The organism is Oxynema mangrovii CENA135 (assembly GCF_016632315.1).
GTDB classification, from domain to species: domain Bacteria; phylum Cyanobacteriota; class Cyanobacteriia; order Cyanobacteriales; family Laspinemataceae; genus Oxynema; species Oxynema aestuarii.
Genome location: NZ_JAEOXH010000001.1, coordinates 1,903,326 through 1,915,772 on the forward strand (window position 1 = coordinate 1,903,326; position 12,447 = coordinate 1,915,772).

The 12,447-nt window shown below is 54.1% G+C and carries 10 protein-coding genes; 7 read left to right on the forward strand and 3 right to left on the reverse strand.

The window, feature by feature from the left end:
- Window positions 1-144: 144 nt before the first annotated feature.
- The 5 genes from JJD41_RS25245 to JJD41_RS07535 all read left to right on the forward strand — a co-directional run bounded on the left by JJD41_RS25245 (window position 145) and on the right by JJD41_RS07535 (window position 4,524).
- Window positions 145-279 (forward strand): hypothetical protein, encoded by a 135-nt coding sequence (locus JJD41_RS25245; protein WP_255547240.1) that lies wholly within the window; start codon window positions 145-147, stop codon window positions 277-279.
- 11 nt (window positions 280-290) lie between these two features.
- The gene (locus tag JJD41_RS07520; RefSeq protein ID WP_200665387.1) at window positions 291-1,280 is read left to right on the forward strand and encodes a sugar transferase; all 990 of its coding nucleotides are present in this window, start codon (window positions 291-293) and stop codon (window positions 1,278-1,280) included.
- A gap of 196 nt (window positions 1,281-1,476) precedes the next feature.
- A complete protein-coding gene (locus JJD41_RS07525) occupies window positions 1,477-1,983 on the forward strand; it encodes an ATP-binding protein (protein WP_200665388.1) in 507 nt (168 codons plus the stop codon).
- Window positions 1,976-4,384, forward strand: a complete 2,409-nt coding sequence (locus JJD41_RS07530; protein WP_200665389.1) for a SpoIIE family protein phosphatase — start codon at window positions 1,976-1,978, stop codon at window positions 4,382-4,384. The genes JJD41_RS07525 and JJD41_RS07530 overlap by 8 nt, the downstream gene beginning before the upstream one ends.
- On the forward strand, window positions 4,384-4,524 hold the full coding sequence (locus tag JJD41_RS07535; RefSeq protein WP_200665390.1) for a hypothetical protein: 141 nt from the start codon (window positions 4,384-4,386) through the stop codon (window positions 4,522-4,524). Before JJD41_RS07530 ends, JJD41_RS07535 begins: the two co-directional genes overlap by 1 nt.
- Window positions 4,525-4,558: 34 nt before the next feature.
- Here JJD41_RS07535 and JJD41_RS07540 read toward each other — a convergent pair whose 3' ends face one another.
- Window positions 4,559-4,888, reverse strand: coding sequence for an STAS domain-containing protein (locus JJD41_RS07540; protein WP_168569476.1), 330 nt, complete (start codon window positions 4,886-4,888; stop codon window positions 4,559-4,561).
- 264 nt (window positions 4,889-5,152) lie between these two features.
- Between JJD41_RS07540 and JJD41_RS07545 the strand changes: the two genes are divergently transcribed.
- Both JJD41_RS07545 and JJD41_RS25670 read left to right on the forward strand, forming a co-directional pair.
- Window positions 5,153-5,827: a response regulator transcription factor gene (locus tag JJD41_RS07545; protein WP_200665391.1), complete on the forward strand. Its 675-nt coding sequence runs from the start codon at window positions 5,153-5,155 to the stop codon at window positions 5,825-5,827.
- Between the two features lie 118 nt (window positions 5,828-5,945).
- Complete coding sequence (locus JJD41_RS25670; protein ID WP_200665392.1) at window positions 5,946-8,753, forward strand: CHASE2 domain-containing protein; 2,808 nt, start codon at window positions 5,946-5,948, stop codon at window positions 8,751-8,753.
- A 133-nt stretch (window positions 8,754-8,886) separates the two neighbouring features.
- Here the strand turns inward: JJD41_RS25670 and JJD41_RS07555 are convergent, their stop codons facing one another.
- Together JJD41_RS07555 and JJD41_RS07560 are read right to left on the reverse strand one after the other, a co-directional pair.
- Window positions 8,887-9,666, reverse strand: coding sequence for a DUF928 domain-containing protein (locus tag JJD41_RS07555; RefSeq protein ID WP_370583754.1), 780 nt, complete (start codon window positions 9,664-9,666; stop codon window positions 8,887-8,889).
- Window positions 9,667-9,776: 110 nt separating this feature from the next.
- Window positions 9,777-12,380, reverse strand: a complete 2,604-nt coding sequence (locus tag JJD41_RS07560) for a CHAT domain-containing protein (protein ID WP_200665394.1) — start codon at window positions 12,378-12,380, stop codon at window positions 9,777-9,779.
- Window positions 12,381-12,447: the final 67 nt, after the last annotated feature.

Genomic DNA, 12,447 nt, shown 5'->3' on the forward strand with positions numbered 1-12,447 from the left:
ATTCCCCCAGAGGGAAAAGGAGATCGAGGCGATCGATAAAAAGGACTCGTTCCTTTCAATAGGCAATCCGATAGGGTCGAGAGGTACTGTCGGGCGCCAAACGGGGGAACAATACGGTAGGATGACGGCACGACCCACAGGGGCGTGTATTTTGTCAAACATTGTCGTCAGAGCGAATGGCGCGATCGCCGTGCGGCGTGCATCTTAGGGATTTTCCCCATCGATCGCGCCCGAGAACATTTTTCCCCGCGACTTGCGATCGTCCAGCGCTTTTTTTGAGATCGAGTCTCATGGCTAATGAAACCCCGTCCGCAGTTTTTCCGATCGCCGTTACCGAGGAAACGGCGCAGATCGAGATCGGCTCGCGTTTGAGTATTTTAGAAGCAGTCGAGTTTAAAGACACCTGTCACAACTTGTGTCAAAGCCATCCCGAACTCGCCAAGCTGATTTTAGACTTTAGCGACACCACCTTTATCGACAGTAGCGGCATCGGCGCCTTGGTCAGTACGATCAAACTGACCGACGCCCGTAAGATCGCTTTAGTGGCGCGCGACGTCCAAGCTTCGGTCTTCGCCGCGATCGCCTTGCAGGGATTGGATACTCGGTTGACTCTGGAGACCCACTCTAACGCCGTCGCAACCGAGGAAAAGACTGCGAGCTTACCGCCGACTCATCCATCGGTGCGATCGCCGTTCAAGCGCCTCCTAGATCTGCTCGGGGCGATCGTCGGTTTGGGCATTTCCGCCCTGGTCTTCATTCCGATCGCGATCGCCATCAAACTCGACAGTCCCGGCCCGGTCTTGTTCTCCCAAACCCGTTGCGGCTGGATGGGTCGGCCCTTCCGGATCTGGAAATTCCGTTCCATGTGCGACAATGCCGAAGCCCTCAAAGCTCGAGTCGAAAACCAGATCGACGGCCCGTTATTTAAAAACCACAACGACCCGCGCATCACCCGGGTCGGTCGTTTCCTGCGGCGCACCAGCCTCGACGAACTGCCGCAATTTTGGAACGTCCTGCGCGGCGAAATGAGCCTGGTGGGGACTCGTCCCGTATTGCCCGACGAATTAGAACGCTACGAAATTCCCGCATGGCAGCGCTTGGACGTCAAACCGGGCATGACCGGAGAATGGCAAGTCAACGGTCGCTCGACAATTGCTCGGTTTGAAGACGTTATTCGTTTGGATTTAAAATACCAAGAAAATTGGAGTTTAATATATGATATCCAGTTGATTTTTAAAACCTTCGCCGTTTTGTTTCACAAAAACAGTGGTGCAGTTTAAAGGAGGGTGGGCCAACGGCAAAGAAGACTCCAAAACTCGAAGGTGAGTGTTTTTGCCAGTCGTCAAGCTGCTAACACCTCGATCGTCCTCCGACCTCGCGGCTGGAAAACGATTTTCGGGCAACTGGCGGGTTCAAGTCATTGGCAACAATCTCAACGGGAACTCCTATAGGGGAATACCCTTCACGAATTAGACGATGGTGCTACCAAAAATCACTAGCTGGTGGAAAGATATCTCTTCCCAGCTTTCTAAAGAACAACCCCAAGTCGCGCAACCCTTGAAGCAATCGCACTTACAGGTCAAAACCGACCTGCACGATTTAGCTGAAGTCCTGCAATGGTTGGAGGCAGAAGTCTTTTCCTTACTGCCGCGCGATCGCTGGTGGGAATGTCAGACGGCCCTCGCCGAAGGATTTACCAATGCCGTTCGCCATGCGCATCGGAATTTGCCGCCGACCACCCCCATCGAGATCGATCTGACGATTTTTCCCCACTACTTGGAAATGCAAGTATGGGATATCGGTCCGCCGTTTGATTTAAAAGCCAAATTAAAAGCCGTTTGTGAAGAAACCTTCGATCCCCTCGACAAAGAGGACGGACGGGGACTTTTATTTATGCATCAATTAACAGACGAACTGTTTTACATTCGCAGTGACGATCGCAAAAACTGCCTGGTGATGAGAAAAAAACTACTTGATGAGTAAACTGCTTCCCGATTCCTACGTCTTTTTGGCTTGGCTGAAAACAGGCGCCCGCTTCGTGCGGGGGTTTAATATCCGTCTGGAGAACCGCGAGGTTCCCTATCCGGAAGACGAAGCCGAGCGACTCGCACAACTGCGACAATATGGCGCCGTGGAAATTAAAGGGAACGAAGCGTTCGATACTTTAACTCGTTTGGCTGCCAATTGCTGTCAGACGCCGATCGCGGCGATCGTCCTGGTCGATGAAGACCGATGCTGGATCGAGTCTAAAGTGGGCTGGGAGGCGGTACAAACCGATCGCCAAAACGCCTTTTGCGCTTATACTATCCTCGCCAAGGAATTGTTTGTCGTTCCCGACGCCCTCGCCGACCCTCGTTTTGCCGAAACCCCCCTCGTTCGCGGGAGCGACGGGATTCGCTTTTATGCGGGGATACCGTTGATCGCCGAGGGGGGGCAGGCATTGGGCAGCCTGTGCGTGATGGACCGCCAACCGAGACAACTCGACCCTACCCAGCAAGATCTATTACGGAGTCTGGCAGGTCAAGTGATGGCCCTGCTGGAGTTGCACCGAACTGTGAGCGAACGCGAGCGAAATTCCGAATTACAAAACTTTTTAGACCACACCCACGACTTGGTGCAGATGGTGGGCGCCAGCGATCGCCGCCTGTTGTGGGTCAATCGCGCTTGGCAGCAAACGTTGGGCTACAGCGCCACCGAAGCCCGTCAGTTGAGTTGGAACGATCTGTTAGACCCGGTTTCCCTCGACGCCGTGGAAGCGGCGATCGCCGAGTTGGAACCGGGGGAAACCAGCGCCACGCTGGAAGTGACTTTATCGGGGCGATCGGGCCAGTGCGTGCTGGCGGAAGGGGTTTTGAGGCGCGATCGCGACCCGAGCAGTGAAACCGAGCAAATTTGGGCGATTTGGCGCGACGTGACCGCCGAGAAGCAAGCCCGCAGCGATTACCAGCAACTGTTTGAAAATGCGGCGATCGGCCTGTTTCAACTCGACCGCGACGGACAGTTCGTGCGCGTCAACCAAGCCCTCGCCGAACTGTACGGTTACGACTCCCCCCAAGGATTTCTCAAACAGATCGGCCATATCGAACAAATTTACTACGACGCCGGACAGTGGGAGCGCGATCGCGAGTTCCTCGACAGCCAAGGGCACGTTTCCCGCGAACTGGAAGTTTGGAAATCCAACGATTCGACCCTCTGGATCGCCCAAGACCTGCGTCCCCTGTTCGACCTGCGCGGCGAACGAGTCGGTTATGAAGGCTTCGTCCAGGATTTGACCACGCGCAAACAAGCCGAAGCGACCTTGCAAATGGCCAAAGACCAATTGCAGGCGGTTCTCGATGCAGTTCCCGGAACCGTTTCCCTGATTAGTTCCAACTTTCACTATTTGGGCGTCAACCGCCACCTCGCCGAAAGTTACAACCTGCAACCGGATCATTTCGTCGGGCGCCAAGTCGGGTTTCGTCAGAGCGTATTCGGACAGTTCGTGCGCGAGTTTTTCTCCAACCCCAAAACCGAAGCCTCGATCGAAATCGACTCGGACGTTAACGGTAACTTTCGCAGCGATTTAGTGATCGCTAAAAAATGGCTCGACGACGAGGCGGCGGTGTTCGTCGGGATTGACATTACCGAACGCAAGCGCGCCGAAGCCGCCTTGCAAGCCGAATTAGCCGAGGCGGCTGAATACGTGCGATCGCTGCTGCCTTTGCCGACGGAAATGAGCCTGAACATCGACTGGCGTTTTATTCCCTCCCAACAGTTAGGAGGGGATTGTTTCGATTATTACTGGCTCGACGACGACCACCTCGTATTGTACTTGCTCGACGTTTCCGGTCACGGGTCGCGCGCCGCCCTGCTGTCGGTGTCGGTGCTCAACTTGTTGCGATCGCATTTCCTGCCGAATACGAACTTTTACCAGCCTCGGGAAGTGTTGGCAGCCCTCAATCAAGCCATTCAGATGGAGCGCCAACGCAACATGTATTTTACGATTTGGTACGGCGTTTACAACCGCCAGAAACGCGAATTAGTCTATTCGAGTGCGGGTCATCCCCCGGCGATCCTGATTTCCGGCGACGGCAGCCACCCGAGTCACGTCCAACCGTTACGGACTCCCAGTTGTCTGCCAATCGGGATGTTTCCCAATGCCGAATATAGTAATGCTTCCTGTCAAGTCGATCGCGGCAGCAGCCTGTATATTTTCAGCGATGGCATTTACGAAATTCATTGCGCCGACGAGAGTATGTGGTCTTTAGAAGCCTTTATCGACCTGCTGGCAACATCGAGAAAGCAGAATGCGGCCAGTGTGGAAGGGGTGTTAAATGCGGTGCGTCAACTCAGTGCCAAAGAGACATTCGACGACGATGTTTCTCTATTGCAAGTTAACTTTTAATGCAAACATTGGATAACCGCACCCTGGAGTTCGACTCCCCGGAGGCGATCGCCCCTCGTGCCGATCTCGGCGACCATCGAGACAAATCCCGGGTTAACAGCGAGCAACCTGCAGCCAGTTTCGATCGTGTAAATCGTTAAAACTGACTGCTCCCCTCCTAATGACCGCGCCGATTTAAGCGTCTTCATTCAGGATTTCACGATTGAATTCCTCGCGATTTGCAAAAATTTTCATGACCTTATCCAATCCGGCCAATTCTAATAACATTTTCACTTGATTATTGATCGAGCAAACAAATAAAGTCGCTCCCGCCGCCTGTACGGTTCTAATGGCCGAAACAATCGCACCCAACCCCGAACTATCCATAAAACTGACATCTTGAAAGTCGATCAACACGATGTCAGGCTCTTCGGAAATACAACTTTCGATTTCTTCGTCAAACTTACTGACTTTCGTTCGATCTAAAAGACCGAAAGGTCGAACAATTTTAACAACTGGACTCATAATGTGTAACCCAACCTCGCTGTTACGATCGTCGAAGGTAGCGATAGCAATCCTCTCGAAAGAAATTATTGAGAGACACTTGAGAGACGATTGCTCGCGAAATCGATATCGCTCATTATCTTACCCTGCCCGGGAACGACTCGACGCCGAGCGTCATAGATCGTAGCCCGAGTCCGTCGGTGACGGGAACGACCTCCCTAGACCCCCCGTGGCCGATCGCCCCGGATCCCTTCTAAAATCTAAAATCAAAACCCCAATCCCGCCATGACCGTTCACATTCTCGCGATCGAAGATGAAGCCAAACTCGCGGCGTTCATCGAACTCGAACTGAAATATGAAGGGTACCACGTCACCGTTGCCAGCGATGGCTTGAGCGGGTTGAAAGCTGCCCGCGAACATCACCCCGATTTAGTGATTCTCGATTGGATGTTGCCGGGGATGTCGGGATTGGAAGTCTGCCGACGGTTGCGCGCGACGGGCGATCGCGTCCCCGTTATTTTACTCACAGCTAAAGATGATATCAGCGATCGCGTCGCCGGATTGGATGCGGGGGCGGACGATTACGTGGTCAAACCGTTCAGTATCGAAGAACTGCTCGCCCGGGTGCGCGCTCAAGTGCGCCGCCACAACGAACCGGACCCGGATCGGCTCCAATTTAGCGACCTGAGTTTAAATCGGCGCACTCGGGAAGTCTTTCGCGGCGATCGCGCGATCGAACTGACCGCCAAAGAATTCGATTTGCTCGAATACCTGATCGCCCACCCCCGTCAAGTCCTCAGCCGCGATCGCATTCTCGAAAATGTCTGGGGCTACGACTTTATGGGCGACTCCAATATTATTGAAGTGTACGTGCGCTACTTGCGGCTCAAACTCGAAGCCCAAGCCGAAAAACGGCTCATTCAAACCGTCCGGGGGGTGGGATACGTCTTGCGCGAATAAGGGACGATCCTGACATGATGAGAATGCTCGTGCCCTATCGAGCCGACGCGCTCCCCCACGCCGCCTGTTTTCTTTACCCCTTTCGTCGCTTTCTTGACTTCGACTCGCCCTATCGATCGTGATTTATTCTCCCTATCAAGTGGGGGGCAGCCTTGCCAGTAATGCCCCGACCTACGTGGAACGCGATGCCGACACTCACCTGTACGAGGCTATTAAAGCCGGAGAACTCTGTTACGTCCTCAATTCCCGACAAATGGGGAAATCTTCTCTGCTCGTGCGAACCCGGCACCGTTTGGAAGGCGAAGGCTTTCGATGTACCTGCATCGATTTGAGCCGGATCGGCAGTAACGATATTACCCCACCCCAATGGTACAAAGGCATTGTCAGCGAATTATGGATGGGTTTCAACCTGCCGGGTAAAGTCAACCTCAAGCAATGGTGGCAAGATAATCGGGACCTCTCTTACATCCAGCGCCTGAGCTGGTTTATTTCCGAAATCGCGATCGCCCATTTTCCGGAACAAAAACTGGCGATTTTTTTTGACGAAATCGACAGCACGATCGCCCTCAATTTTAAAGTCGATGATTTCTTTGCCCTGATTCGCTCGTTCTACAACCAAGGCAGTCAAAATCCCGAATACAAGCGCATTACCTTTGCCCTGTTCGGCGTCGGGACTCCCTCAGCTCTGATTCAAGACAAACAACGCACCCCCTTTAACATCGGACGGGCGATCGACCTGCACGGCTTTACCTTTGAGGAAGCCCAACCCCTCCTTCCGGGCTTGGAACCGCGCGGGAACGCTCCCGCACTGCTGCGCGCCATTCTCGACTGGACCGCAGGACAACCGTTTTTAACCCAAAAACTCTGTCACTTGGTTCGCGAGGGAGAGGGAGCCACGTTCTGGGAGGTCAACGGGGACGATCGCCCGGGAAGGACGATCGCCCCGGGACGCGAAGCTGAATATGTGGAACGGATCGTGCGATCGTGCATTCTCGATCGCTGGCAAACGAACGACGATCCCGAACATCTCAAAACGATTCGCGATCGCCTCTTGCGCGACGACCGCCAAACGGGAAAAATCCTCTCTCTCTACCAACAGATCCTCGATGGCGAGGTCGTTTTCGTCAATGACAGTTGGGAACAGGTCGAATTGCGCCTCTCCGGTTTGGTCGAAAATCACGGCGGCCAACTCGCGGTCAAAAACCTCATTTATCGCCATATTTTTAATGGGGATTGGGTGCGAACCCAACTCGATCGCTTGCGACCCTATGCGGTGGAACTGCACGCTTGGCTCGCCTCTAACGGCGAGGATACGTCCCACCTGCTAAGCGGTCGGGCGTTACAAGAGTCACTGGCTTGGGCGACCACCAAGGCCCTCGGCGAGTTGGACTACCGCTTCCTCGGCGCCAGTCAAGCCCTGGCGAAACAAGAGGTGGAACGGGATTTGGTCGCCGAAAAACAAGCCCGACAGCTCGATGTCGAAAAAGCTCAATTCGCTCTGGAGTCGGCCCGCGAAGCCCACCAAATTTTAGAACGCGCTCGGGCGATCGCCCGCTACGAAACCCAAAATTGGCGCTTGGGAAAAGGTTGGATGACCAGTGTCGCCGGAGGGGTCGCCAGTGTCTTGTTATTGCTGCGATCGCTCGGCGTGTTTCAAGGGATGGAATTAGCCACCTTCGATCGCTTCGTCCAAGCTCGTCCGGCCCAACCCGTGGACCCGCGTATCGCGATCGTCACGGTCAACGAGGCGGATTTGCAAAAAATCGGCCAATTTCCCATCCCCGACGATGTCTTGGCCCGTACTCTCAAAATTATCACCCGCGCCGAACCTCGCGCGATCGGACTCGACCTCTATCGCGATTTACCCGTCGAACCGGGTTACCGCGAACTCCTCGATGTGTTCGAGAACCATCCCCATATCTACGGGATCGATAAGGTCGTCGGCGGTAAAGTCGCCCCACCGCCCGCTTTAGCCACTAAAGGTCAAGTGGGCTTTGCCGATCAAGTTTTAGATGCAGACGGCACCGTTCGGCGCGCCTTGCTCTCGATTCGTCCCCGAGACGGTCAACTTAAGCTCAATCTCGGTTTACATTTAGCCCTGCACTATCTCAAGGAAGAAGGGATCGTCCCCTACGCCGTCGCCAACCGTCCCGACCGAATGCAGATCGGTAAATCGTTATTGTTACCGTTCGATCGCAATGGCGGCGGTTATGTCAATGCGGACAGTGGCGGCTATCAAATTTTGCTCAATTTTCGCGGTACCGAAGAACAGTTTCAACTGATTTCAATTTCGGATATTTTAAGCGAACGGGTGCCGCCGGAAGCCCTGCGCGATCGCGTGATTTTGATCGGCATGACGGCGGAAAGTGTCAACGATTTGTTTCAAACCCCCTACACGCGCAAGTTCGTCGGTCAGCCGAATTTGATGGCGGGGGTGACCCTCCACGCGAATATCGTCAGCCAAGTGTTAACGGCGGCGTTGGAGGGGGATGCGCTGCTGTATGTATGGTCCGATCCGGTTGAATGGATCTGGACCCTCTTGTGGGCGTGGATTGGGGCCGCCCTGAGTTGGCAAATCCGATCGCCGCGATGGCGCTTGGGTGTGGTGGCGATCGCCACGAGTTTTCCGATCGCGATTGCCTATGTTTCGTTCTTATTCGGTTGGTGGATTCCCGTAGTTCCGCCACTGTTCGCTTTGGTGGGGGCGGCGATCGGACTTCCGGCGATCGCCAGTCGCGAGTTGGAGAAAATGCAACTGCACGAAACGGTCAAATTAATCCTGACGATGATTCCCGTCAAACCCGCCGCCGGACAAATTGCTTTGGAATATCTCAAACAAGCCGAAAATCGAGAAAACCAAGCGGAAATCGAGCGGGTCGTTCGTAATTTGAGCGACAATCCCGCCGTCAGCAAGTTATTTGATTGAGGAGATTTGAGGAGATTTGAGATCTTGGATTGACAGGCTGAGTCGGGTGTGGCGATCTTTTGGAGGCGGGCGAGATGCCCGCACTACAGATTGATTTATTGATTGTGAATTAGCAGTTGTTACTCATTAAGTATCAATTCTCCCCTAACCGTTCTGTGGCGATCGCCCCTAACCCGACTGAATTGAGAAACTGCTGCCAGATCGGATCGAATTCTCCCGGTTCGAGTTCGCTCTTCGCTTGGGCTAAGGTGGCGATCGTATCGTACCAGTATCCTTGTTGGGCGTACCATTGGGCGCGCTCCAGGGTCGATTTTCCGGCTAACTGGCGCGCGATCGTCTCGGTGCGTTCCACGCGCTGCACCCAACCGGAAAAGACCGGATCGTCCGGTTGCAACGTCTCGCCGCAGACCACCGCTAACGACCATTGATAGTTTTTCCCCACACTCAGCGATCCCCGGTCGGCGGGTAACTGAAACCCAACGACTTGCGATCGCGCGGCGATCGGCAAAAAGACCCGATGATATTCTTGTTGTGCTTCATCTCGGAACAACAACACCACCTCGCGGGCCGTCGTTTCCGGGACGTATACAAAAACTTGAGGACGGTCGCTTAACGTCAGTCCGTAATTGCGCGCGCTCATCACCGGACGAAACGCGGCGCTATCCCCTTCGCAGCGCGACCCGTCCCGAGATCCGGCCCCGAAGGTGTCTTTCGGTTCTCCATCTCCAGGTGGATCGAAATTCTCCATAAACACGATCGATGAAGAGTTAGTCTCTGCCACCTTAGAAACGGTTTCAGCCTGTCCCAAATTAGGTAAACTCGCTAATATTGTCAGTTCTAGCCCTAAACTTAAAGCAAATAACCGACTCAACCCCGATCGTCTTAAATCATTAAACATAGTCTTAGCTTCCACGCGAATCTTACGAGGAGCCAGCAATCGCCGATGTAATCGAGCAGTTGCACGCAACCCGTTCGATCCCCCAAATCGTAACGATTGTTGTTCATAATTTCCCCATTCCTAGCTTAACGCCAATGTCCGACTAAAACAAAAGGCGCCCAGTAGTAGGGATGGCGGTAATTTTCTGAGTACAACAGGGATTGTTGAGCTTGGCGCAACGCTCGGGCTTTAGTCATGCCCGGTTGCAGCAACAGGCGGTAAAATTCTTCCATCAAATTAGCGGTCGAGCGGTCTTGGACAGACCAGAGGGTGGCGACGGTGCTGCGGGCGCCCGATCGCACTGCGACCCCTGCCAATCCTAACGCCGCGCGATCGTCCCCTTTGGCAGTCTGACAGGCACTCAAAACTAATAATTCAATCCCAACTCGATCTTGCCTTACGTTTAAAAGTCGATCTAAATCTTTAACATTAATTTTGCCATTCCAAGTCAGTAAAAAAGTCTCCTCGGCTTTAGAACTGAACTGACCGTGAGTGGCTAAATGAACGATCGCAAATGGCGACTTTTTGAGGTTCTGTTCCAAACGATCGCGCTCGAATTCTTGATTTAATAAAACCCTAGCACCGACGGTGGCGCGGATGTCATCAATTTCTTCCGTAACTTCGGGGAGTGCCGAAAATCCCTGACGCGCTTCGCTCAATCCCGCCGCTAAGGTCTGGGTTTCCGTAAGCTGGAGGGGGTCGGATTCTACAAGGTGTAAGCCCGGGGCGAGGGCGATATTATACTTTTCGATGATATACTGTTCGCCGTCGTGGAGGACGGCCATCGGCAGACTGCGTAAAAAGCCGTCGAGGACGAACACCAAGGTGTCCACGGACGATCGCTCTAACTCGTCGGCGATCGGGCGAATTAACCAATCGTAGACCTTTTGAGCGCCGGGTAAGACTTCTTCGGGTAAAAAGACCGGATTGAGGGATTGACGCAATTGCTTGAAAGTGGCGGACATTTCCGCCTCGGACAGGTCCGTGCGGTAATGTTGCAAGGGCTTTCCGGGAAGGGAAACGATGACGGAAAGGGAGCGATCGAGGACGATCGGGTAGATCGCGGCAGCTTGGGGATCGATCGCGTCGATCGCCCGGGGTTCGACATCGAGACAAACTTCGCGGAAAAAATTATCTAATTCTGCCAGTTGCAAGGCTTCTACCAGTTGGCGCGATCGCTCCAAACGGGCTTGACGCTGCGGCGGGTCGAGGCGATCGACATCTTGCAATAATAAAGCGACCAACTGCCGATAAACGGGTTCGACGCGATCGCGGAACGAAAACTGCACCTCGGGATCGATCGCCAACAAATCCCGGCGCAACGATGTCAAGGTCTTCACCGCCTCCTCGTAAGCGACGATCGCGCGTTCGCCTTCTCCCCGAGCTTTGAGCAGGCGTCCCTGCTGCCATTCCCAAATCGCCGCAATCTCACGGGTGCCGATCGCCTCGGCTCGCATCAATGCCCGACGGGTCAGGGCTTCCGCCTCTTCCCACTGTCCCGTTTGCTCGTATAAATAGCCTAATTCTCCCAAGGCATAAGATTCGGCGCGCGGATCGGCGATCGATCTCGCCCAGTCCGCCGCCGTCGCCAACCCGACGGCAATCTCTTTGAGATCCACACGTTCGGGGGCTTTGCGCCAGAAAGAAATCGCAGTTTCGCCGAAATTGACCCACGCATAAACCGCAAACCGACTCGGGGCTAAACGTTGCAGGCGATCGCGGATCCCTTCGAGGTCGGCTTTCGCTTCCGCGAGGCGATCGCCTTCTACCCACAGACTCCAACGGTTGAGGCGCGCTTGCAAGGCAGTTTGCGATTCCGGTCCCTCGTCGATTGCCTGAGTGTAGTAGTCCGCCGCCGTTTCGAGATCGCCGCGAGATCGGGTCGTATTGCCCAATTGGAATAAGATCGCCGCCGTCGAGCTGCGATCGCCGATCGATCGCGCGATCGCCAGAGCTTCCGTTAAGAGCGCTTGGGATCGATCGCGATCGCCGACGACGTTCGCACTCGTAGCCAAACTTTGCAACCCGCGTACTTTTAAAGCCGAATTCGGTAAGGGTTCCAACTGACGCGCCACTTGTTCTAAAAGATCGCGCGCTTGACGATAAAGCCCTAAAGTTTGCAAGGCTTGAGCGCGATCGATCCGGGTTAAAATCACCCCGGTGAGGTCGTCAGCCTCGCGATACGCCGCTTCTGCCGCTTCCCAGGTTTTGACGGCTTCTTCAGTGGATCCGGTTTTGAGATAATAACTCCCACGGGTATTGAGAACTTGCGCCATCACAAAGCGATCGCCCGATCGTCGGGCCAAGAGTTCGGCGCGCGCGATCGCCGTTTGCGCGCGTTCAAATTGTCCTAATTCTTGATAGCCGAGTCCTAAAAAGTTATGAACTAAGGCGCGTTGGCGATCCGGAACCGCCTCGGGGGTTTCCAGATCCGCCCGCGCCGCCAATGCCGCCCAAATTGATACCGCATCGGTGAATTTTCCCGCGTTATAAAATTGTTTGCCCCGTTCTAATTCAGCCAGAAAAGGGTTGGTTTTGGCGTTGGCGATCGCGGGGGGAGCGGTTGGTAGGGAGGCGATCGTCGGTACGACGGCGATCGCGCACCAAAAGCCGAAACAGCCCCAAATTAAACTTAAATAAAGGGATGATGTGAGTTTAATGATTTTTGCGATGCTTGTTCGTAGACCCATGAGGGGAATTTAGAGTTTAGAGTTTGGATCTTAGATAAATTGTTACTTGAGTGAGTCTCCGACTGAG